The following is a 21022-nucleotide window of genomic DNA, read 5'->3' as shown; positions in this document are numbered from 1 at the left end:
TGCAAATCATTCAGCTGCTTCCAGCGTGAGGCAGCTGACTCTCCATCATTTCGCCAGTCTCAAATTTATAAGGCAGGAGGGATAATATGAGCCAGAAAACATCAAGCTGCGTGCGTGAAGCTGTAGAAAATATTGAAGATCTGCAAAACGCTGTTGAAGAAGACTGCCCGACCGGCTGCCACTCTAAGCTTTTATCTGTAAGCCATTCGTTAGGCGACACAGTGCCTTTTGCAATATTTACATCAAAATCAACGCCATTAGTCGCCTTCGGAAATGTCGGCGAACTCGATAACGGCCCTTGCTTTAATACAGTATTTTTCAGGGTCGAAAGAGTGCATGGAAGCTGCGCAACACTGTCATTATTAATCGCATTTGACGAACACAAACACATTTTGGACTTCACCGATAAAGATACGGTGTGTGAAGTGTTCCGACTCGAAAAAACGAACTACTGTATTGAAGTTGACTTAGACTGCTTCTGCGCAATCAACTGCTTAAATCCTCGATTAATCAATCGTACACATCATCAGCATTAATCATAAGCTGGAAAAGCTTGCAAGCCTGCAGGCTTTTCTCTATGTAAAAAAGCTGCCCGGCAACATCAGCCGGGCAGCTTTTTTCTTTTTCGTTAAAAACCGAGCGGGTGCAAAGAGGTAATATCATCGATTGCCAGTTCGGTTGGGGCTCCGTTTCCGGTTGTTCGAAGCAGGACGGAATCATTTCTTCTTCCGACAATCACGCCCCTGTACGTTCTTCCATTGGCTTCAATCAAACAAAGCGCTCTCGGCATGTTATGAGGCAGCTTTGTTAAAAAATCAATTTTTTCGTGGATCGTCATCTTGCTCATCGGTTTTTTCACTTTTCGTGCCGGCGGTGCTTTTTCCTCCGCTTTATCAGCACTATGGACAGCTTCCGGTTCTTTCTCAGGCTTCCGGGTCTCAAGTGCAGGCTCTTCCTTTTTTTCTGCTTTCGGGGGCTCGTGTTCGACGGTTTCTTCTACGGCCTGCGGCTCTGCTTTCTGTTCCTCCTGGCTTTTTATGTTCTCTGGTTCTCTCACCTCTTGAGTTTGCTGACTCACTGGTTCGGCTGCAGGCTTTTGGTCTTCTTGCAGGACATCCTGTGCCACAGCTTCCTCCTGCTGCTTCTCATGGTAAGCCGGCTTTTCCTCAGCTTTTGGCGGAGCGGGTTTGTCGGCCTTTCTTTTGATGACAATCTCCTGCATGGATGACCTTGTAGTTTCTGCATAATCCGGCTGAACAATATACATGAGCGGTTTTTTATCCGCGTTTCTTTTCTTATTAGACATCTTCATCCCTCCGATTGTGTCATATTCTATCTATATGACAGAAAGCTGAAAATCAGAAGAAATAAAAAAGCAATCCCTATTCGGGATTGCTTGAAATAGATCCTGCTTAGCGGGCAGTGATATGGAAACCTGAATCAACGTGAAGATTTTCACCCGTAATCCCGCGGGACATATCGCTGAACAAGAACGCAGCTGTATCGCCCACTTCTTCAGGTGTTGTCGTGCGGCGAAGCGGTGCACGCTCTTCGATGTCTTTTAAGATAGAGTTGAAATCGCTGATGCCTTTAGCAGATAATGTTCTGATCGGGCCGGCAGAAATGCTGTTAACGCGGATATTTTCTTTTCCTAAGTCAGCAGCTAAATATTTCACACTTGCATCAAGAGAAGCTTTTGCTACACCCATGACGTTGTAGTTTGGCATCACAAGCTCTCCGCCAAGGTACGTCAAAGTGACAATGCTTCCGCCTTCAGTCATCATCGGACGTGCCGCTTTGACAACAGCAGTCAGAGAATATGAGCTGATGTTATGAGCCAAAAGGAAGCCGTCACGATTTGTGTTTAAGTATTCGCCCACAAGCTCTTCTTTGTTGGCAAACGCGATACAATGCGCGATACCGTGGATTACACCGACCTGCTCCTTAATGCTTGCGAAGCAAGTTTCGATTTCTGTGTCGTTTGTAACATCGCAAGGAAGGATGATGGAGTCGTTGCGGTCTAATGTTCCGGCAAGCTCGTGAACGGATTTCTCCAGGCGTTCACCAGCGTATGTGAAAATCAAACGTGCACCCGCTTCATGTAAAGAACGCGCAATGCCCCAGGCGATGCTGCGTTTGTTGGCTACCCCCATCACAACAATGTTGCGGCCTTCAAGTGAAAAATTCATATGTATAAAGCCTCCTATATTTAATAAAGACATAGTATTAGTACCTGATCTTAATTCCTATCATATCATAACCTTGTCCAGATGAAAAGCGCATACCGTAGCAAACGCAAAAGAGATCACCATCAGCTGGTGATCTCATCGGCTTGTATTTAAGCTGTTTCGTTTAAAAGCGAAATGGTTTGTCGGCCCGTGTCCCGATCCGATGCCGAGCGTATTTTCCACCGCTTCGCGGACAAAGTTGGCCGCAATCTCAAATGCCTGATGGATGCTGTCTCCTTTAGCCGTTTGGGCCGTTAAAGCCGCAGCAAAGGTGCAGCCTGTGCCATGCGTATGCTTCGTATTGATATAAGGATGGGTGATTTGCATAAATATGCTGCCATCAAAAAGAAGGTCAGTAATGTGATTGTCTTCAGGCTGGTGCCCGCCTTTGATAATGACATGCTGCGCACCCATCTTGACGAGCTGCTCGGCTGCTTTTTTCCGGTCATCCAGCGAGCTGATTGTCATTCCTGTCAGCGTTTCTGCTTCCGGGACATTCGGCGTAATCGCGTAGCTTCTTGGAATGAGCAACTCCTTTAAGGTGGCAACTGACTCATCACGCAGCAAGGATGCCCCGCCCTTTGCGATCATAACCGGATCAACAATTACACGATTGAATCCGTGCTCGTCAATTTTTCTTGCCACTTCTTCAATCATGTCGGCATTCCAGAGCATTCCCGTTTTGACTGCATCCGGTCTCAAATCCTCAGCAACAGCGTCAATTTGCTGTCTCAACGCCTCTACAGTCAGCGGATGCACCCCATGAACGCCAAGCGTATTTTGAGCGGTTACCGCTGTAATCGCAGACATTCCGAATACATCAAGCTCTTGAAAGGTTTTAATATCAGCTTGTATCCCTGCGCCGCCGCCTGAATCTGATCCGGCGATTGTCAATGCTTTATATATACTCATTACACTACACTCCTTTTATTACCCGATCCATTTATGATAAATGGATTTTGCCCGGGCAATATCATTTGTTCCATGGATCAAAGCTCTGCCGTCCCGGAACAGCACCATTTTCATATCATCCGAGCGGCAGGAAATTAAATACGGGTTCGCAGTTACTTCAAGCCCGGCCTGCCTCAGCTGACCGGCAAGCGCTTCAAGATCCGCTTCTTTCGTAATAGATGATCTGATCTGCACCGTGTTCCTGCCGCACAATACAGCCGCTTTTGTTTGATTTTCATATGACAAAAACGGAAAATCCTTTGTGCCGCAGCTTGGGCATGCGTCATGTTTGAGACTGGCCGCTCTCACTTCTGACCGCTCATTTTTCCACAAATCAAAGGAGCGCAGCACCGGCTCGCACTCCTCTCCCGTCAGCAGCTTCAGTGCATCTGTTACCTGAAAGACTGCTACCTGCAAAACAGCCGGACTGATGATGCCGGCTGTGTCACATGTTGCTCCGCCAATCGGAAGTGTATCGAGCAAGCAATGCAGGCAAGGAGTAGAACCCGGCACCACGGTAAAGGTGAGACCGTAGCTCCCTACACAGGCACCGTAAAGAAAAGGAATCCCTTCCTTTACCGCAGCATCATTTACGATCAGGCGGGTTTCAAAATTATCAGCCGCATCCACTATAATTGATGCATCCCTAATCAGCTCGAAGATATTTTCTGCTGTCACATCCATGACAAGGCCGGTCACATCAACATCGCTGTTAATCGAACGGAGACGGCGCTCCGCAGCGGCTGCTTTCGGCATTTCTTTTTTGACATCATCTTCTGTATAAAGCTGCTGGCGCTGGAGGTTGCTCCATTCAACATAATCTCTGTCGGCAATTTTCACAGAGCCGACTCCCGCTCTCACCAGCATTTCTGCACTGGCTGTTCCGAGCGCGCCGGCACCGATAATCACGGCGCGCGCTTCTTTCAATTTTTTCTGGCCGGATGGGCCGATCGGAGCAAACAGCTCCTGCCTTGAATACCTGCCCGTCATACAGGAAGACCTTCTCCCGGACTGCTTGCCGTTCCGTATTGCTTAAGCGGGATTCGGCCCGCCTCATAAGAAAGGCGCCCTGCTTCCACTGCGAGCTTCATGGCACGAGCCATTTTCACGGGATCGTCAGCGCCAGATACAGCCGTATTGAGCAGTACGCCATCCGCTCCAAGCTCCATTGCGTATGCCGCATCTTTAGGCGAGCCGATTCCCGCATCCACGATGACCGGCACTTTCGCCTGTTCAATAATAAACGACAGATTCAAAGGATTTAAGATTCCTTGTCCTGATCCAATCGGAGATGCACCCGGCATGATGGCATGAACGCCGAGCTCTTCCAGCTTTCTCGCCAGCACAACGTCATCCGACGTGTACGGGAGCACAATAAAGCCTTCTTCAAGAAGCTGTTCAGACGCTTTTAATGTCTCAACAGGGTCAGGCAGCAAGGAACGGCTGCATCCGATGACTTCAACTTTAATCATGTCACAAAGGCCGGACGCTTTCGCCAGCCTTGCAATCCGAACCGCTTCTTCAGCAGTGCTGGCGCCCGCTGTATTCGGCAAAAGCGTATATTTGGATAAATCAAGCTGTTCCAAAAAATTCGGCTGAGATGCTTCAAAGATGTTCATTCTCCTTACAGCAAATGTTAAAATATCAGACTCAGAAACAGCTACTGCTTCCTTTTGAATGTCAAACGATGGGTATTTCCCCGTGCCCAGCAGCAATCTTGATTGAAATGATTTTCCGCCAATTGTTAACATGCTCATCCGCCTCCTACAAAATGGACAATTTCAATGACATCACGATCACAAAGCTCAACCTCGTGATAGCGTTCTTTCCCGATTATTTCTTTATTTCTTTCCACGATAACGATTTTATTTTCAAGCTGATACGACGCCAGCAGGTCTTGAATTGTACCTGCGTCTTTTTCCCACTTCACGTCTTTACCGTTCAGCTGTAGCATCATATCTGAACCGCCTCCTTGCGATCAATTCGGAATGCGTGCAGCCAGTCTTGGTTGACCTCTTTATTCATGATGAGATCACTGATCAAAGCGCCCGTTGCGGGAGCAAGCAGGATCCCGTTTCTGAAATGGCCCGCCGCAAATAAAATACGGCTGTCCTCAGGATGTCTTCCGATGTACGGTTTTCCATCCTTTGTTCCCGGCCGGAGTCCCGCCCAAAAACGATCCACCTTCATATTCTGTATAGCCGGCAGCATCGTTTTTGCTTTTTTCATAACGGATTCCAATCCGCCAAGATCCGGTGCTTCACTCCAGTCCCCCGGCTTCATTGTCGCGCCGACAACCAGTTTGCCGCTTTTTCTCGGTACGATATAGCAGTGATCATGGTAAAGCGTTTTTGTCAGCGGGATATCATCATTCCAAACGGACAGGCACTCCCCTTTTACAGGGAGAAAAGCATTGTTCAGTCCAAGCTGTTTAAAAAACATTCCGCTCCACACCCCGCTGGCAACGACAACATGATTAGCCCATACGTCTCCGCTAGGGGTCTTGATGGACAGGGCTTCACCGTCACGTTCGACATGCAGGACGGGCGTATGCTCAAAAATCTCCGCCCCAAGCATTTTTGCTGCTTTCACATACGCCTTGCAAACAAAATAAGGCTCCACATGCACATCATCCTGAATAAAAGATGCACCAAAGATGTCACCAGACGCATACGGCTCTTTTTCTAACACCTCTTCTTTTGAATACCAGCTGACAGAGTCCAAATCGTCCATCTGTCTCAGCTGCAGCACATCTTCTTCAGAAAATGCAAGCTTAAACATACCGCCGTTATGCTGCCTGATATCCACACCGGATAATGCATAAAGCTCTTCTCCAAGACCTTTGTACAGACGCTGACTGTGCATAGCGAAATCAAAAAACGCGTCACGTTCCTCGCATTCGGCATGGGCGCCCAGCATTCCAGCAGCGGCACTTGTCGTTCTGCCGCCCATTGTTCCGCTTTCAAACAATGCGGCGCTTTTGATTTCCTTTGCCAAATGATAAGCAATCGCGGAACCGATAATTCCGCCTCCAATCACCACTGCTTCATAATGCCTTTTCATAGCGCATCTCCTTTAGCTTACGGGAATATCGTCTGGCTGCTTCCAAGGGCTCAGCGGAAGACAAAATTCCTGACATAACAGCAATGCCGTCTGCCCCTGCTTGTTTTACGTCTCTTAACCTGTCCGGCGTCATCCCCCCGATGGCTATAACCGGGATGGAAATCCGCTGTTTGATATCTGACAGCAAAGATACTCCTCTGCCTTCAAGACCCTTTTTGCAATCCGTTTCAAACACATGGCCGAACAGCACGTAGTCCGCGTCTTCCTTTTCTGCTTGAACCGCTTCCTCCAGTGAATGCACCGACCTCCCGATATGAAGGTGTGGAAATCTGGCTCTGACCTGCTTCGGTGAAAAGCTGCCGCTTGGCAGCTGCACGCGGTGAATAGTAGAGAAAAGCGCAATATCCACGCGCCCGTTCATCACCAGTTTTCGTTTATCTATACCGCCTTCAAAAATAAGCTCGAGCAGTTTCAAAATATCCGCCGCCGATTTTGAACGTTCCCGAATATGAATAAAATCAACTTCATTCTGAATCGTAATGATGATTCTCGCTAGCTCTTTTACCGGCTTGCTGTCATCCGTTATGGCGTGAAGCTCCACATTCCTCCACCTCTTTTATGGCGCTGTCAGACCAGCCTTCTTTTCGATAGGCCATTCCCCAAAATTGATATTCATAGTAGCTGGAGATGACAAAATTCTCTTTCATCTTGGCACGTACTTCCTCCGTGCTGTTTTCCGCCAGCTCATCAAAGCGGTTGATTTGCTCCTCGACCTGTTGTCTAAACCAATCACCGCCATATGTGCCAATCCACTTCTGATAAATTGGATGCCCCGGATCACAATGCAGCAATTTCTCACCAACCTCGTAATAGAGCCAATAGCATGGCAGCAGGGCCGCTAAGATTTCAGCGAAATTCCCGCTCAAAACCGAACGGTACATATGGGATGTATAAGAGTACGCAGTAGGAGACGGCTTAAACGCCTTACGCTCTTCCTCGCTGATTTCCAACAGCTCGGCAAACTCCCGATGAAGCGCCATTTCCGCCTCATATGTACCTTGGGCATGGCTTGCCATCCGCCCCGTTGTATAAAGGTCCTTCGCATAAGCGGCGCCAAATGACTGCACCTTTGCAAAATGCGTTAAATAATAGGAATCCTGAAGTACGTAGTATTTAAAACGGTCAATCGGAAGCGTTCCGTCACCGATTCCTTGAACGAACGGATGGACAAAGCTCCCCTCCCACCATTCTGCGGCTGCACTGCGGCATTCTTCTGAAAACTTCACAAATCATTCCCCCTCTGAAAATAAAAAAACCACTTTCCCGCAAGGAAAAGTGGTTTGGAATTGGCATAGTAAAATAACACAAATACCGCTCCACTTCCCTACGCAGGTCTGAACCTGTTCAAGTTATGAGGGTCTAAAAGTCACACTTTTATCTCAGCCCTTATGAAGGACACCCCTAGTGGTTAAACGAATACATATTGAATTGTTCTGCATCTCTATATTAACACGAATCCTTATTTGGTCAAGATTTATCCTTCCAATGTTTTCTTAAGATCCGTTACGTACCCCCGAGATCCGGTGACAATTAAACGGTCTCCAAGTTTCAGCCTCGTATCCCCATGAGGAACGATGCTGTCCACACCTCTGAAGATCCTGACAAAGATGACGTCACCTGTTAAAGGGAATTCCCGTAAAATGACACCATCATATTTACTGTTCTCCATATTAATTTGATACAGCGAAGACTCTTGGTTCGTGAGCAGCTTCATGACGCCAGGCGCTTCAATCAGTGCGCGAAGCAGCGTTTTTGTCGACAGCAGAATAGAAAAGATGCTGATTCCCTGCTCCTTCAGAGCTGCTTCATGCTCCGGTGATCCTACGCTTGCAATGACTCTTTCTGTGCCTTTATCTTTTGCAAGTAATGCAATGTCTGCATTCATATCTTCATTTCCTGTCGCCACAACGAGGATATCCGTTTCAAAAATGCCGAGTGATTCAAGCGTCTCGTGTTCATAGTCAGAAATTGTTTCAACAGCAAACACTGATTCTGACAGCTTTTCCTCCGCATTCTCTTGGTAGACGTGTACAACACGCACGTCATACTCTTCCTCTGGCAATTCGAGTGTGACAGGCAAAGTCATTTGATTGGCGCCAATGAACGTAATCGTCTTTTTCTCCTCCGGCTGCTCTTCCCGTTTGTATAATTTTTTAAAACAGATCGGCGTAAAAATACTTGCAATGACGGCTACTAAAATTAACGCTCCTGACATATTTGCACTGATCACGTGAAGCTGCTGCCCGATTGTTGCAGCGGCAATCACGAGCGAAAGCGTTGATGTCAGCAGGAAACCAGACGCGAAAATGGTTCGGTTATCATACCACTTCTTTAAGTACATGACAGGAATGATTTTGCTGACTAACAGCGCCAGCAGCAGGAGCGGAATCATGATTAAAATTGTTTTATCCTGGAAAAGAGTCCAAATATCAAGCTTCACACCGACCATCACGAAGAAAATCGGTATTAAGAACCCATAACCGAATGAGTCCAGCTGCTGAACAAGTTCTTTGTTTGGCGAAAGCAGGGAAACAAGAACCCCCGCTAAGAAAGCGCCGAGAATATTTTCCGCCCCAAGTGATTCAGACAGGGCAACGAGTACAATGATTAACGTAAAAATGGCACGCGTCCCGATCTGGATCGTCCCTTTTGACATGGATTGAACAAAAGAGCGATGTTTGAAGACCCGGCCGAAAAAGTAAAGCACCACTCCGGCCGCAAACAGAATCATCAGGAGCCACATGTTTCCGCTGTCCTCTCCGTATAAAGAAGAAAAAACAGCAAGAAGAATCATCGTGGCCAAATCAGCAATAACAGCAACAAGCAAAATAATCTGCCCGATATTCGAATTCATGATCCGTTCTTCTTTTAATGTTGGAACGACAACGCCTAATGAAATCGTTGAAATAATCAGGGTCATCAAAAATGCATTTTGGATAAATCCGGCCAAGACGAACCCATAGGACAAGAGCAATGATAAAATAAAAATACCGACGAAAATAACAGATGCCGCAGCAAACGTATTCGGCGCTTCCTTGCCATTCGGCAGGAACTGCTTTTTCTTTCCTTTCTCAAACGACGAAAAATCAATTTCAAGCCCGCTTAAAAACATTAAAAAGATAAATCCGAGCATAGAGAGTGTCTGGAGCCAGGTGTCACCCTCCACAACTAAATTAAGGCCGCTTTTCCCAATTATCAGCCCCATAATGATTTCAGCAACAACAACCGGGATGCTGAGTTTAAACCGATGCAAAAGGATGGGTGTCAAAAATGCAACGATAAGTACAACAACTAAAGATGCGACAGATGTATGCGCCATAATCAGAACCTCCTTTTTAAGTCAGGGTTATGCTAGTTCTCACTCAGAGAACAAAACCTCATTTTTAAAAAACATAACGCGATTTTAACAAGGGTGATGATGAAAAATAAAGTGATAAGGTCTTAATCCTGTTTAGAAAATGATTCTTCTTCTATAATTTGCACATAAAAGCTTGTGATGACTCACAACACTTTGCTTCATAATAAATAAAACAATCGGTAAGGAGGAGACCGCATGGCTTACGATATCATCAGCGATATTCATGGCTGCTATGACGAAATGACTGCATTAATTCAAAAGCTTGGCTATACAATCAAAAATGGAGTACCTGTCCATGAAGAAGGCAGGGTGCTTGTTTTTGCCGGAGATTTAACTGACAGAGGGCCTAAATCTATAGAAGTCATCCGATTTGTAGCCGGCGCTTACGAAAAAGGCGCTGTACGTTATGTCCCGGGAAACCATTGCAATAAATTATATCGTTACTTAAAAGGAAATCCGGTAAAAGTGATGCATGGTCTCGAAACAACAGCAGCAGAGCTTGAGGAACTTTCCAAAGATGAGAGAAAATCAGTCAGCGAACAGTTTATGAAGCTGTACGAAACAGCGCCGCTTTACGACATCTTACATAATGGAGAATTAGTTGTCGCCCATGCTGGCATAAGAGCTGACGATATCGGCAAATATACCCGCAGAGTGAAGGACTTTGTGCTTTACGGTGACGTGACGGGTGAAACATATCCGGACGGCAGACCCGTCAGGCGTGATTGGGCGGCAGCCTATAACGGAAAGGCTTGGGTGGTATACGGTCATACACCTGTGAAAGAGCCTCGGAAGGTCAATCGCACCATCAACATTGATACAGGCTGCGTGTTCGGAAATCAACTGACAGGCTTTCGCTTTCCAGAAATAGAAACCGTCTCTGTTCCAAGCTCCCTGCCTTACGACGAATCAAGATTTCGCCCCATATAAAAAAGGAGAGAATCAATGATTCTCTCCTTTTATCAGTTTTCTCATGTCCTGAGGCAGTGGAGCATGAAACGTCATGTTCTTCTGTGTCAGCGGATGGATAAACGAAAGATGCTCGCTGTGCAGAGCCTGCCGGCCAATTTCCTGTCTCGTTCCGCCGTACAGTGTATCGCCGCACAACGGGTGCCCGAGATAACTCATATGAACACGAATTTGATGGGTTCGTCCAGTCTCAAGCTGCAATGCCACCGAGGTCATGTCGTCATTTGCACATGTGACGTAAAAATGAGTAACAGCCTTCTGGCCTTCTGGCGTTACCGTCCGTTCAATAATACTTTCAGGATGTCTGCCAATCGGAGCATCGACTGTTCCCTCCATCTGTGCCATCCGCCCGTGAACCACTGCCGCATATCGGCGTTTCACAAGGCCGTTTTTTTGCGCAGACGATAAAATGGAGTGGGCAAATCGATGCTTGGCAACAAGCATGACACCTGATGTATCCCGGTCTAGCCGGGTGACAAGATGTACTGTCGCCCTCACTCCGGTTGTTTGATAATGATCAATAATTCCATTGGCAATGCTGCCGGAGGGGTGCTCTCTCGAAGGGATTGATGACACATACGGCTGCTTGTTTATCACAAGCACATGTTCATCCTCATAAAGGATATCGAGCGGAACAGGCTCTGCCAGCAGCGTCTCACTCACCTGTTCCTCAGGAAACTTCACGATAAGAAGATCTCCATCTTTCAAAACGTATTTGACCGTCACATGCTCACCGTTAATCTGCAGGTCTCCCCCGCCAAACTTAATATCGGTCAGCAGACGTTTCGAAATTCCCAGTTCACCGGCATATTCTTTTACAGTCATCCCGTCCTCAGCGGAAGTAATGTTCTTTCTGATAAAAAAATGCTCCACGATATGCCCTCTTTCTATTCACCTTTTCCAATAAACGAATCCTGGACTCTTTTCCAAAATGGAAACGGACGGAATCTCGCAAACCGCACTTTTTCGGATGCAACTTGGCAGCGGATCGACTTTACATCCTTATGGAGAAGGGTTAAATGGTCAATCGTCACTTGAAAGTCAACTTCGTTTCTCGGCTTAATCATGCAATCATGATGGGATGGGAGAAGCAGAGGTGACCCGACCGTACGGAACACGCGGTTATTAATTGAAGCCATTTCCGCAAGCTGGATCGCCCTGATAGACGGATGGATAATCGCTCCGCCCAGCGCCTTATTGTAGGCTGTGCTGCCTGATGGAGTTGACAGGCAGAGGCCGTCGCCCCGGAAGGTTTCAAAGAGCTGCCCTTTGATTTCCACATCAGCAACAAGGCTTCCTTCGATGCTTTTAATCGTACATTCATTCAAAGCTAAGTATCTTTCTTCCCGCTCGTTTTCGTGATAGGTCACAATGACTTCGAGAAGCGGATATTCGACTGTATGATACGGCGTTTTCGCGATGGCAAGAACAAGTTTTTCAATTTCATGAGGAACCCAGTCGGCATAAAAACCCAGATGACCTGTGTGAACGCCGACAAATGCTGTTTTGTCCAAGCGGTCGCTGTATCTGTGAAAAGCATACAAAAGCGTTCCGTCGCCTCCGACTGAAATAACGATTTCCGGTTCATTTTCATCCAGTTCCATATCAAAATCCAATAAATACGCCTGTATTTTGCTTTTCAGCGTATCAGAAACTTGATCTCCTTTTGATGATACGGCAAATTTCATGCTCTTCTTCCCCTTTACCTATTGTTGCTCGCTTCCTTTTTTCTTTCTTGAAAAGGCAGCTTGAGCTTCCTGTACTTCACCCCTGATCTCCGACATCTCTTCATCAAGCCGGGAAGCCGCTTCAGAAGCGCGCTGAAGCCTTAGTTTTACTTTTTCAGGAATGTTTCCGCTGTATTTATAATTCAATGAATGTTCAATGGTCGCCCAAAAATTCATCGCCAGTGTACGGATCTGTATTTCTACGAGAACATGCTTTTCTCCGGATACCGTCTGCAAAGGGTACAGCACAACAAGATGGTATGATCGGTATCCGCTCTCTTTATGTTCCGCAATATAATCCCTCTGATCCACAACGGTGAAATCTTTTCTGGCAAAAAGCATCTCTTTTACGATTTGGATGTCATCGACAAATTGGCACATGATTCTAAGGCCAGCAATGTCCTGCATGGTTTCAATTTCATGCAGCGGTATGCTTTTCCGTCTCGCTTTTTCAAGAATGCTCGCCACAGGCTTGACGCGTCCGGTCACAAATTCGATCGGTGAATGGTCGTCCTCGTATTCATATAGTGTGCGGATCCCCTTGAGCTTCACTTTCAACTCTTCGACAGCCTGGCGGTACGGCACTAAAAAACGCTCCCATTGTTTGTCATCCATCATACATCCCCCAATTCCGAACCAGTTTCTATAAAAACACGCGTTTCACTTTTTCTTCCATTTCTTCTCCATAGTTTGCATTATCTTTTATATTTTCTAAAAGATATTCCAGCTCCTCATGCAGGCCTGCCAGTTCAATTGTTTGGTCTCCTGCCTCTAAAACAACCGGTATTTTTTGTGCATGGGCCTGCTTCAGTTCCGGCCATACATGTTCCTTTATAATGACATATTCAAAAGAATCAGCTAATTCAAGTATGTATACAAAAGCAAAGTGGTCAGAATCAACAAGCATTTGACCTGACGGCTTGCGTTTCGCTTCGTTTCCTTCTGTCTGACAAGTAAGGCGAAGCTGATCATCCGATAATGTTGCATTCAAAATTTCGATTCTGTTTTGCATAATGCTCTCCTTTTTTAAACAAAGTACAGATTCATTTTATCATATCGAGCTCGATATTGATAAACCTAACATCTAAAGAGATAATAGTAAAAATAAGATTTACAGGGCGGAAAGGAAGAGCATCATGAGCCAAGAAATTGAAATCGAATTTAAAAACATGCTGACCAAACAAGAATTCAAAAACATAGCAGCGGCACTCCAGCTGACAGAAAAAGATTTTACAGATCAAAAGAATCATTATTTTGATACAGACAGCTTCGCGCTGAAACAAAAACAAGCTGCGCTTCGTATCCGCAGAAAAAACGGAAAGTATGTCCTTACATTAAAGGAGCCGGCTGATGTGGGGCTTCTGGAAACGCACCAGCAGCTTTCAGAGGTATCAGATCTCGCTGGATTTTCAGTTCCCGAGGGCCCTGTGAAGGACCAGCTGCACAAGCTTCAGATCGATACGGATGCCATTCAATACTTTGGATCTTTAGCAACAAACCGTGCGGAAAAAGAAACAGAAAAAGGCTTAATAGTTTTAGACCACAGCCGATATTTAAATAAAGAGGACTATGAAATTGAATTTGAGGCGGCGGATTGGCATGAGGGCAGAAAAGCTTTCGAGAAGCTGCTTCAGCAATTCAGCATTCCTCAGCGCGAAACCAAAAATAAAATTCTGCGTTTTTATGAAGAAAAACGAAAGTCTATATAAGGTGGAATGGCATCGTGAATGTAACGAATTGGGCAGCTTTACTTCAGCTTCAGGCACTACAGTCCATATCTAATGCACGCAGCAGCTCGGACACTCAGAATACGGAAAGCCCGCTTTCAAGTTTTAGCTCTTTGCTCAGCCAATATACAAACGGCCTGGCATCTCAGCAATCAGCACCTTCTTCATCGCCAAGCCCGCTCAGCATGCTGAACAGCGCGAATACAACAGCGCCGTCACTGCTTTCAGCGTATGGGCTTAACTCATATACGAGCAGCAATTCAGGTTCAGTCACAAAAGCGGCAGAAAGCACTGAAACAGCTGCTGCAGATTCAGCTTCAAACAAACATGAAGCAAATCAGATCAGTTCGGGAGACTTCTCTATTGACAGTGCGATTAAAAAAGCCGCTGATAAATATGGCGTTGATGAAAAACTGATCCGTGCCGTCATCAAACAGGAATCAGGCTTTAATGCAAAAGCGGTCAGCGGAGCAGGCGCGATGGGCCTCATGCAGCTGATGCCGTCAACAGCAAGCTCACTTGGCGTTTCCAATCCGCTTGATCCGCAGCAAAATGTGGAGGGTGGAACGAAATATTTAAAACAAATGCTGGATAAATACGGCGGCAATGTGTCTATGGCATTAGCGGCTTACAACGCCGGACCGGGGAATGTTGACCGATACGGAGGCATTCCTCCTTTCCAAGAAACGAAAAACTATGTAAAAAAAATAACTTCAGCTTATTACGCGTAACCAGAGGTGCTCTTTCCCTCTGGTTTTTTTGCGAAGTGAAATCTTACGCATTCCTGATTTTTATGTGATATGATATGAAATACAAACCCCGGCTGTTAGCCGAAATGAGTCATCAAACGCATAAAAGGCAGTTTGTTTGTAGAAATGATGCCTTGTTGCTAAAATAAATCTAGATGAAACAATGAAATACAGAAAATTACTTTTTGCAATAGGATTTATGATTCCTATTAGCCATATTTAAAGGAGTAGTCAACATGGGACAATCGTTTAACGCACCTTATGAAGCGATTGGAGAGGAACTTCTATCGCAACTTGTTGATACTTTTTATGAGCGTGTCGCGTCTCATCCTTTGCTGAAGCCGATTTTTCCAAGCGATTTGACAGAAACCGCCAGGAAACAGAAGCAATTCTTAACTCAGTATTTAGGCGGGCCTCCGCTTTATACTGAGGAGCACGGCCATCCTATGCTCAGAGCAAGGCATCTTCCCTTTCCAATTACAAACGAGAGAGCTGATGCGTGGCTCAGCTGTATGAAGGACGCAATGGACCATGTAGGGCTGGAGGGCGAAATTCGTGAGTTTTTGTTTGGCCGGCTGGAGTTGACAGCAAGGCATATGGTGAATCAAACGGAAGCGGAGGATCGATCATCTTGACAAACTATCAGCATGAGCTATACTTCGCCCATTGCCACGGTCATCCAAAAAAGCCGCTTGAAATTTATATGTTTGTAGACCCTTTATGTCCAGAATGCTGGTCCTTAGAGCCCGTCATCAAAAAGCTAAAAATCAGATACGGACGTTTTTTCACCTTACGCATTATCGCTTCCGCAAGCCTTACCGCTTTAAATAAAAAGCGAAAAAAGCATCTTCTCGCAGAAGCATGGGAAAAGATCGCGAGCCGCTCTGGCATGTCATGTGACGGCAATGTCTGGTTCGAACAGGAACAGCCGCTTTCATCGCCTTATATGGCTGCTCTCGCTTTTAAAGCAGCCGAATTGCAAGGCCGAAAAGCCGGCATGCAATTTCTCAGAAATATGCAGGAGAGCCTATTTGTTTCAAAGAAAAATATTACGGATGAAAACGTGCTTTTGGAGATTGCTGAAAATACAAGTCTCGATCTTGAAGAATTCAAAAAAGATCTGCATTCTCAAAGCGCGGTCAAGGCGCTTCAATGTGACATGAAAATTGCTGCTGAGATGGATGTTTCTGTTAATCCGACACTGACGTTTTTTAATACGCAGCATGAGGATGAAGGGCTTAAAGTTCCTGGCAGCTACTCATATGATGTATATGAAGAAATTTTATTTGAGATGCTTGGCGACGAGCCGAAGCCTTCGGAAACACCGCCTTTAGAATGTTTTATTGAATATTTCCGCTTCGTTGCCTCGAAGGAAATTGCTCTTGTATATGACCTGAGCCTTGAAGAGGTAGAAAAAGAAATGAAAAAACTGGCGTTTGCTAAAAAGGTTGCCAAAGTAGAAGCCAAACACGGAATGTTTTGGAAGTCTCTCAGCACTTATTCTGATGAATATCAATCATGTGAAAAATAGCCGCAGGCGTGCATATGCTTGAGGCTGTTTTTTTATGCCATAACCAAACGTACGTTCCATTTTTAGCACTAAAGAAACCGCGCCGGGATAAGCGCGGTTTCATATGTCTTAACGACAACAAAGGGGATGGGAGAAATTTTTCACGGTCAAACAAAGGGGTAATGTTTGTTTGTGATCAATTTCACATCCTTATGATAACAAAAGATGTCGACTTTTGACAACCTCTATGCTTAATGTTCATATTTTTGTCACAAAACATAACGAAGTGCATTCACTCATATCCTTATAAGGAAAAAGGACGAGGAGGACCGCCATGATGTCTACTTTGATCTCAATTGTGTGCATTGCTGTTTTTTTCTGCTTGAATATCTTAGGCATGATGCATATGCTGCCGCTTTATATTACCTCTCCTCTGCTGTTTCTGTCTATTTTGTTTACCCTCTACCGCTTGAATCACCGGAAAACCTTTAAAGGGTTTTAAAAAAGCCTGTGCGTCATTTCCGCACAGGCTTACTTTTTTAAGACTGCTTGACTTTCATCAGCAGCTCTTCCATTTCATCAAGTTTTTCTTCAAACATTTTGCACGCGGCTTCGATTGGCTCTGGAGACGTCATATCAACACCCGCTTTTTTCAGGACATCAATCGGGTATTGTGAGCTTCCCGCTTTCAGGAAGTCAATATAACGGTCAACCGCCGGCTTTCCTTCCTTCAAAATCTGGCTGCTTAATGCTTGGGCAGCGCTGTACCCTGTCGCATACTGATACACATAGTAATTGTAATAGAAGTGCGGAATACGCGACCATTCAAGGCCGATTTCCTTATCAATCACCATGCCGTCTCCAAAATACTTTTTATTCAGGTCGTAATAGACATTTGTCAGAAGCTCAGGTGTAAGCGGCTCGCCTTCTTGCGCCTTTGTATGGATCAGATGTTCAAATTCAGCGAACATCGTTTGTCTGAAAACCGTTCCCCTGAAGCCCTCAAGCATATGGTTGAGAATATATAAGCGCTGTTTTTCATCCTCTAAATTGTTCAGCAAATATTCGCCAAGGAGCGCTTCATTTGTCGTAGAGGCAACTTCCGCGACAAAGATGCTGTAATTGCCGTATGGATAAGGCTGGTGCTTTCTCGTATAGTAGCTGTGTACGGAATGTCCAAACTCGTGCACAAGCGTAAAGAGATTATTGACGTTATTATGCCAGTTCATCAAAATATACGGATTCGTGCCGTAAGCTCCTGATGAATAAGCCCCATTGCGTTTGCCTTTATTTTCGTAAACGTCCACCCAGCGGTTTTCCAGTCCTTCTTTTAGGATAGAGGCATATTCTTCCCCTAAAGGTGCGAGGCCTTTCAGCATGTAATCTTTGGCTTCCTCGTATGTCACCTTCATCCCAGCATCTTTCACAAGCGGTGTATACAGGTCATAGATATGCACTTCATCAAGCTCAAGCACTTTCTTTCTTAGCGCAATATAGCGGTGCAGGAGCGGCAAATGCTTATTAATCGTCTTAACAAGGTTATCGTATACTTCCTCAGGAATACTGTTGTTAGAAAGCGCAGCCTCACGCGCGGACTTGTACTTTTTCACTCTCGCGTAGAAGTTGTCCTTTTTCACAGTGCCGCTTAGCGTCGTGGCCATTGTGTTTTTATATTGTCCGTACGTTTTATACACTGCGTCAAACGCATTTTTGCGGACTTCACGGTTTTCACTTTCCAAGAAATTAATAAAGTTGCCGTGAGTGATCTGTTTTTCATTCCCATCTTCGTCTTTAATGGATGGAAACGTTATATCTGCGTTATTTAACACACTGAATGTATTTGAAGATGACCCCAGTACCTCGGAGGCTTCAGCAAGCAGTGCCTCTTCCTTCTCGCTCAGCACATGCGGACGTTCCTTTGTAATCTCCTCAATCGCATGAGAGTACAGCTTTAATTCTTCTTTTTCAAGAATGAACTGCTGCAGTTTGTCTTCTTCTATGGATAAAATCTCCGGAACCAAATAAGCTGTCGCGCTTGCGGCCTGTGTATACAGGTTTCCCGCCTTGTCATTCAGCCCCTGGTAAAAGGAGTTCCCAGTATCCTGGTCAGAGCGCATATGCGCATATGTGTACAGCCTACCCAGCCGCTCCATCACTTTATCTTGATACGTAAGAGCCTCGTATAAATGATCAGCTGAATCTGCCAGCTTTCCTTTATACTTAGATAAATTTGGAATTAATTCTCTTACAGCTTGAAATTCTTTATTCCAGGCCTCATCACTAGGAAAAATATCCTCAAGTCTCCATGTGTCTTCTGCCTTTACCTCACTTCTGTCAGGCAGTTGGTTTGCTTTTTTTTCCTCAGCCATGGTAATCCCCCTCGTCTTCTTTGATTCAAGCCAATTGAAAAAACAGCTGTTTCTCAATAAACTTGTGTTGTGAATATCTTCCGGTTTTTCACTGCCTTTTGTCAAATCATATGCAGTAATGAAGAGAACGAATGCCAAAAAAGCAGTAAAAACACGAAAAACCTTTCCTTTTGTGCCTTTCACAGCCTGCCCACCACCTTTGTCTTAGGGTGAGCCAAATCAGACAAACTCATTCTACAAAACAGCTGCGGTCTCTTTCTATGAGATCCTGCATGGAATGTATGCCGCCTGCAGGCTGATTCAGCACATATACTTCTTTCTGAGTCTCCCTTAAAAATCCCTTCTTGCACAAAAAATCAATATACTGTTTAACCGCTTCTGAAAGACACTCTTCGCTGCATTCGAACCTGAGTGCAATGTTCTTTTTATGAATGTGCAGTTTGCACTGCTGCAAAACGGCTGAAAAACGAATTGGCGCACGTTTATCTCCAAGATCCGTCATAAACAAATAAAGAAACCCCTGCCACACAAAAACCGGACTCTTAAAAACTGCCCCTTTTCTAACAGGAACAAACACTTCAGTCGGCAGAAAAGAAAAAGATGTCTGCCGCTTCTCATAAAACATCTGCCTAAGGCGATTTGTTTCCTTAGAGTTAAACCGATGGGGTTTATGGCGAAAACGGTGAATCGCTTTCGTCCAGCCTGAATATTGAATTGAGGGTTTCGGTTCAGTGAAAAAAAGATCGTCTGCACCTGCCCGATGGATAGGGATCGTTTGGACTGAGGAATAAGAATGGTTTGTGTAGAATGGAATGATGTGGCTGAGTCGGAGAAAAGAACGCCTTTCAGGACAATAACATATCAGTTCTCTGTATGGACTTGCATTGATAAACTGCCAATGAAAAGCTGAAAGCTGATAAAAGGACGAAGCAGTCCGTTTTAAGCGGCTGTATCCCATAATCCACTGCGGGATGATTCCTTCTTGTTTGAAGCCCTCTGTCCGCTTTTGAAAGACATCTGGAGCGATAGTGGCGCATTGATATTCAACAGCAACCATATGCTCCTTGATCCTTGCCATGACGTCTGGTCTTTGGTTGATTGTCTTTATATACGGCTCCAATATTGGTGAAGCCCGTTGCGTTTTCAGCCATACATACAACTGTCTTTTTCCTTCTAAGTGGTAGGCGCTTTCCGGTTCGATATCTATGGAGCAGGACTTGTTCTGTTTATGGGCAAAATGCGGCGCTTTTTGAAGTCCGAGCTTCACAGCTAGCTCTCCCCCGCATACCGGACAGAAGAACCGTCTCCGCTTTAATTTCTGGTTTTGCTGAGCGCCTAGAAGGTGAAACATTTGGCCGTCTTCAGTCACAGCACTAAACAATTGTCATCTCTCCTTTCCAGATGAAGTATACTTTCTGGAAAAGATGATCAACTCCTGTTCGCTGTATTTTCCGCTTGTCTATATGTTTTTGATTTTTCACATCTCTAAAATGGCATTTTCGTGCATAAAAAAAACCGATTTCCGGAAGGAAATCGGTTTGCTATGATGCAAAGTGTTTTTTTATCGTTTCTAGAGCATGCTCTGAAATAATCAGCTTGCCGTACTCTTCAAGACGGTGTATGCTGATTGAGGATTCATTTGCGTACTCCAGCAGGATGCTTAGCTGATTTTCAACCTCTTCATCAGTCATATTGCAAAAATCTACATATAAATAATATCGGTTCTCAAACGAATATAAAGTCGTTTTGCTTCCGTTAACGTTCAAATTAGATAGAGAAATAACATCCTCAAAATCGCCAAATCGCAAGACAAATTGAAGCTTTTGCTCCTTCTCTTCCTGATTGACGGCTTGCTCTTCTTTCTGGAAATCATCCAGCAAGGCGTCAAGATCCTCAGATGCTGGTTCTTGCTTTTTATCCTCAGGAATCGGCAGTTCGAGCTTTTGTCCGTCTTTGGAAAGCTGGGCTTTTGTGACGATGATTTCTAATCCTTTGTCCAGTGCCTGAACTTGAATCCAAAGTGGGCCTTCCACAGCGAATTCCTCTTCTTCATGAACTTCATCCATGACTTCCCAGAAAAGTTCTTCACTGCGCTCACGGTTATACCAAATTTCTTCTCTGTCAAAACCGCGATCTTCAATATCTCCGTAAGACATATAAAATTTTACTGTATGCTCGTTAATTCTTTCAATTTCCATTTGCCAACCTTCCCTTCTATATAAGATGTTGAAGGGACATCTAAGCTCCCGATTAATTGTACTTTACTACACTTTACCCATTCCGTCCACATCTTAACCTTAACCAAGGCCAG

The 21022-nt window shown here is 45.1% G+C and carries 26 protein-coding genes and 1 riboswitch; of the genes, 8 read left to right on the top strand and 18 right to left on the bottom strand.

The window, feature by feature from the left end; translation table 11 throughout:
* Positions 1-86 precede the first annotated feature (86 nt).
* The gene (gene cotZ / locus NSU05_RS06220; RefSeq protein ID WP_014479464.1) at positions 87-536 is read left to right on the top strand and encodes a spore coat protein CotZ; all 450 of its coding nucleotides are present in this window, start codon (positions 87-89) and stop codon (positions 534-536) included.
* 92 nt (positions 537-628) lie between these two features.
* Here cotZ and cotO read toward each other — a convergent pair whose 3' ends face one another.
* The 10 genes from cotO to NSU05_RS06170 form a co-directional block, all read right to left on the bottom strand.
* The gene (cotO, locus tag NSU05_RS06215; RefSeq protein ID WP_003232894.1) at positions 629-1312 is read right to left on the bottom strand and encodes a spore coat protein CotO; all 684 of its coding nucleotides are present in this window, start codon (positions 1310-1312) and stop codon (positions 629-631) included.
* Between the two features lie 100 nt (positions 1313-1412).
* Complete coding sequence (gene fabI / locus NSU05_RS06210) at positions 1413-2189, bottom strand: enoyl-ACP reductase FabI (RefSeq protein WP_046380942.1); 777 nt, start codon at positions 2187-2189, stop codon at positions 1413-1415.
* A 135-nt stretch (positions 2190-2324) separates the two neighbouring features.
* A complete protein-coding gene (gene thiD, locus NSU05_RS06205; protein ID WP_046380941.1) occupies positions 2325-3140 on the bottom strand; it encodes a bifunctional hydroxymethylpyrimidine kinase/phosphomethylpyrimidine kinase in 816 nt (271 codons plus the stop codon).
* Positions 3141-3158: 18 nt separating this feature from the next.
* A complete protein-coding gene (gene thiF / locus NSU05_RS06200; RefSeq protein WP_046380940.1) occupies positions 3159-4169 on the bottom strand; it encodes a thiazole biosynthesis adenylyltransferase ThiF in 1011 nt (336 codons plus the stop codon).
* Entirely contained in the window at positions 4166-4936 is a 771-nt protein-coding gene (gene thiG / locus NSU05_RS06195; RefSeq protein ID WP_010886483.1) for a thiazole synthase, read from the bottom strand. The genes thiF and thiG overlap by 4 nt, the downstream gene beginning before the upstream one ends.
* Positions 4933-5133, bottom strand: coding sequence for a sulfur carrier protein ThiS (thiS, locus tag NSU05_RS06190; protein WP_015252345.1), 201 nt, complete (start codon positions 5131-5133; stop codon positions 4933-4935). Before thiS ends, thiG begins: the two co-directional genes overlap by 4 nt.
* Complete coding sequence (gene thiO, locus NSU05_RS06185; protein WP_046380939.1) at positions 5133-6242, bottom strand: glycine oxidase ThiO; 1110 nt, start codon at positions 6240-6242, stop codon at positions 5133-5135. The genes thiS and thiO overlap by 1 nt, the downstream gene beginning before the upstream one ends.
* A complete protein-coding gene (tenI, locus tag NSU05_RS06180) occupies positions 6226-6843 on the bottom strand; it encodes a thiazole tautomerase TenI (protein WP_339204563.1) in 618 nt (205 codons plus the stop codon). Before tenI ends, thiO begins: the two co-directional genes overlap by 17 nt.
* Positions 6818-7528 carry a thiaminase II gene (tenA, locus tag NSU05_RS06175; protein ID WP_003232909.1) on the bottom strand — a complete coding sequence of 237 codons (711 nt, stop codon included), beginning with the start codon at positions 7526-7528 and terminating at the stop codon, positions 6818-6820. Before tenA ends, tenI begins: the two co-directional genes overlap by 26 nt.
* A 78-nt stretch (positions 7529-7606) precedes the next feature.
* Positions 7607-7715: riboswitch (TPP riboswitch) on the bottom strand.
* A 61-nt stretch (positions 7716-7776) separates the two neighbouring features.
* The gene (locus NSU05_RS06170) at positions 7777-9621 is read right to left on the bottom strand and encodes a monovalent cation:proton antiporter family protein (protein ID WP_029317615.1); all 1845 of its coding nucleotides are present in this window, start codon (positions 9619-9621) and stop codon (positions 7777-7779) included.
* A 234-nt stretch (positions 9622-9855) separates the two neighbouring features.
* Here NSU05_RS06170 and prpE point away from each other — a divergent pair, with 234 nt between their 5' ends.
* A complete protein-coding gene (gene prpE / locus NSU05_RS06165) occupies positions 9856-10590 on the top strand; it encodes a bis(5'-nucleosyl)-tetraphosphatase PrpE (protein WP_024573345.1) in 735 nt (244 codons plus the stop codon).
* Positions 10591-10602: 12 nt separating this feature from the next.
* Here prpE and NSU05_RS06160 read toward each other — a convergent pair whose 3' ends face one another.
* From NSU05_RS06160 to NSU05_RS06145, 4 genes are read right to left on the bottom strand one after another with little or no spacing between them, the layout of a single operon-like run.
* Complete coding sequence (locus NSU05_RS06160; protein ID WP_038428792.1) at positions 10603-11502, bottom strand: RluA family pseudouridine synthase; 900 nt, start codon at positions 11500-11502, stop codon at positions 10603-10605.
* A 14-nt stretch (positions 11503-11516) separates the two neighbouring features.
* Positions 11517-12317 (bottom strand): NAD kinase, encoded by an 801-nt coding sequence (locus NSU05_RS06155; RefSeq protein ID WP_003232918.1) that lies wholly within the window; start codon positions 12315-12317, stop codon positions 11517-11519.
* Positions 12318-12335: 18 nt separating this feature from the next.
* Positions 12336-12971, bottom strand: a complete 636-nt coding sequence (gene yjbM / locus NSU05_RS06150) for a GTP diphosphokinase (RefSeq protein ID WP_003245294.1) — start codon at positions 12969-12971, stop codon at positions 12336-12338.
* 28 nt (positions 12972-12999) lie between these two features.
* Positions 13000-13368: a hypothetical protein gene (locus NSU05_RS06145; RefSeq protein WP_038428791.1), complete on the bottom strand. Its 369-nt coding sequence runs from the start codon at positions 13366-13368 to the stop codon at positions 13000-13002.
* 124 nt (positions 13369-13492) lie between these two features.
* Here NSU05_RS06145 and NSU05_RS06140 point away from each other — a divergent pair, with 124 nt between their 5' ends.
* The 5 genes from NSU05_RS06140 (at position 13493) to NSU05_RS06120 (ending at position 16844) form a co-directional block, all read left to right on the top strand.
* Positions 13493-14065 carry a CYTH domain-containing protein gene (locus tag NSU05_RS06140; RefSeq protein WP_014479452.1) on the top strand — a complete coding sequence of 191 codons (573 nt, stop codon included), beginning with the start codon at positions 13493-13495 and terminating at the stop codon, positions 14063-14065.
* A gap of 14 nt (positions 14066-14079) precedes the next feature.
* Entirely contained in the window at positions 14080-14814 is a 735-nt protein-coding gene (cwlQ, locus tag NSU05_RS06135; RefSeq protein WP_038428790.1) for a bifunctional muramidase/murein lytic transglycosylase, read from the top strand.
* 254 nt (positions 14815-15068) lie between these two features.
* Positions 15069-15467: a group 2 truncated hemoglobin YjbI gene (locus NSU05_RS06130; protein WP_003232928.1), complete on the top strand. Its 399-nt coding sequence runs from the start codon at positions 15069-15071 to the stop codon at positions 15465-15467.
* Positions 15464-16363 (top strand): protease adaptor protein SpxH, encoded by a 900-nt coding sequence (spxH, locus tag NSU05_RS06125; protein ID WP_024573348.1) that lies wholly within the window; start codon positions 15464-15466, stop codon positions 16361-16363. The genes NSU05_RS06130 and spxH overlap by 4 nt, the downstream gene beginning before the upstream one ends.
* Positions 16364-16676: 313 nt before the next feature.
* Positions 16677-16844 carry a hypothetical protein gene (locus tag NSU05_RS06120; protein WP_003244944.1) on the top strand — a complete coding sequence of 56 codons (168 nt, stop codon included), beginning with the start codon at positions 16677-16679 and terminating at the stop codon, positions 16842-16844.
* Between the two features lie 37 nt (positions 16845-16881).
* On the opposite strand, the gene pepF is transcribed toward NSU05_RS06120, so the two are convergent.
* Positions 16882-18711: an oligoendopeptidase F gene (pepF, locus tag NSU05_RS06115; protein WP_195757679.1), complete on the bottom strand. Its 1830-nt coding sequence runs from the start codon at positions 18709-18711 to the stop codon at positions 16882-16884.
* Between the two features lie 229 nt (positions 18712-18940).
* Positions 18941-20092, bottom strand: a complete 1152-nt coding sequence (gene coiA / locus NSU05_RS06110; RefSeq protein ID WP_038428787.1) for a competence protein CoiA — start codon at positions 20090-20092, stop codon at positions 18941-18943.
* Positions 20093-20135: 43 nt separating this feature from the next.
* Between coiA and NSU05_RS06105 the strand changes: the two genes are divergently transcribed.
* Positions 20136-20258 (top strand): hypothetical protein, encoded by a 123-nt coding sequence (locus NSU05_RS06105; RefSeq protein WP_021479547.1) that lies wholly within the window; start codon positions 20136-20138, stop codon positions 20256-20258.
* Here NSU05_RS06105 and mecA read toward each other — a convergent pair.
* Together mecA and NSU05_RS06095 are read right to left on the bottom strand one after the other, a co-directional pair.
* Positions 20253-20909: an adaptor protein MecA gene (gene mecA, locus NSU05_RS06100; RefSeq protein WP_003232942.1), complete on the bottom strand. Its 657-nt coding sequence runs from the start codon at positions 20907-20909 to the stop codon at positions 20253-20255. The two genes, NSU05_RS06105 and mecA, sit on opposite strands and share 6 nt — an antisense overlap.
* The gene (locus NSU05_RS06095) at positions 20876-21016 is read right to left on the bottom strand and encodes a hypothetical protein (RefSeq protein WP_119122854.1); all 141 of its coding nucleotides are present in this window, start codon (positions 21014-21016) and stop codon (positions 20876-20878) included. The genes mecA and NSU05_RS06095 overlap by 34 nt, the downstream gene beginning before the upstream one ends.
* Positions 21017-21022 lie beyond the last annotated feature (6 nt).

It is taken from the genome of Bacillus sp. EU52 (assembly GCF_037964975.1).
GTDB classification, from domain to species: Bacteria; Bacillota; Bacilli; order Bacillales; family Bacillaceae; genus Bacillus; species Bacillus subtilis.
The sequence above is the reverse complement of the archived record's forward strand: the minus strand, read 5'-3'. Positions and strand labels throughout refer to the sequence as shown.

What these genes read in the sequence shown, in the direction of transcription:
- prpE (WP_024573345.1), top strand. Translation starts at nt 9,856, where the DNA reads ATGGCTTACGATATCATCAGCGATATTCATGGCTGCTATGACGAAATG.
- thiG (WP_010886483.1), bottom strand. Translation starts at nt 4,936, where the DNA reads ATGAGCATGTTAACAATTGGCGGAAAATCATTTCAATCAAGATTGCTG.
- NSU05_RS06145 (WP_038428791.1), bottom strand. Translation starts at nt 13,368, where the DNA reads ATGCAAAACAGAATCGAAATTTTGAATGCAACATTATCGGATGATCAG.
- NSU05_RS06120 (WP_003244944.1), top strand. Translation starts at nt 16,677, where the DNA reads ATGATGTCTACTTTGATCTCAATTGTGTGCATTGCTGTTTTTTTCTGC.
- NSU05_RS06170 (WP_029317615.1), bottom strand. Translation starts at nt 9,621, where the DNA reads ATGGCGCATACATCTGTCGCATCTTTAGTTGTTGTACTTATCGTTGCA.
- thiD (WP_046380941.1), bottom strand. Translation starts at nt 3,140, where the DNA reads ATGAGTATATATAAAGCATTGACAATCGCCGGATCAGATTCAGGCGGC.
- cotZ (WP_014479464.1), top strand. Translation starts at nt 87, where the DNA reads ATGAGCCAGAAAACATCAAGCTGCGTGCGTGAAGCTGTAGAAAATATT.
- mecA (WP_003232942.1), bottom strand. Translation starts at nt 20,909, where the DNA reads ATGGAAATTGAAAGAATTAACGAGCATACAGTAAAATTTTATATGTCT.
- thiS (WP_015252345.1), bottom strand. Translation starts at nt 5,133, where the DNA reads ATGCTACAGCTGAACGGTAAAGACGTGAAGTGGGAAAAAGACGCAGGT.
- cotO (WP_003232894.1), bottom strand. Translation starts at nt 1,312, where the DNA reads ATGAAGATGTCTAATAAGAAAAGAAACGCGGATAAAAAACCGCTCATG.
- NSU05_RS06130 (WP_003232928.1), top strand. Translation starts at nt 15,069, where the DNA reads ATGGGACAATCGTTTAACGCACCTTATGAAGCGATTGGAGAGGAACTT.
- NSU05_RS06155 (WP_003232918.1), bottom strand. Translation starts at nt 12,317, where the DNA reads ATGAAATTTGCCGTATCATCAAAAGGAGATCAAGTTTCTGATACGCTG.
- NSU05_RS06105 (WP_021479547.1), top strand. Translation starts at nt 20,136, where the DNA reads ATGATCAACTCCTGTTCGCTGTATTTTCCGCTTGTCTATATGTTTTTG.
- yjbM (WP_003245294.1), bottom strand. Translation starts at nt 12,971, where the DNA reads ATGGATGACAAACAATGGGAGCGTTTTTTAGTGCCGTACCGCCAGGCT.
- thiF (WP_046380940.1), bottom strand. Translation starts at nt 4,169, where the DNA reads ATGACGGGCAGGTATTCAAGGCAGGAGCTGTTTGCTCCGATCGGCCCA.
- NSU05_RS06140 (WP_014479452.1), top strand. Translation starts at nt 13,493, where the DNA reads ATGAGCCAAGAAATTGAAATCGAATTTAAAAACATGCTGACCAAACAA.
- pepF (WP_195757679.1), bottom strand. Translation starts at nt 18,711, where the DNA reads ATGGCTGAGGAAAAAAAAGCAAACCAACTGCCTGACAGAAGTGAGGTA.
- thiO (WP_046380939.1), bottom strand. Translation starts at nt 6,242, where the DNA reads ATGAAAAGGCATTATGAAGCAGTGGTGATTGGAGGCGGAATTATCGGT.
- fabI (WP_046380942.1), bottom strand. Translation starts at nt 2,189, where the DNA reads ATGAATTTTTCACTTGAAGGCCGCAACATTGTTGTGATGGGGGTAGCC.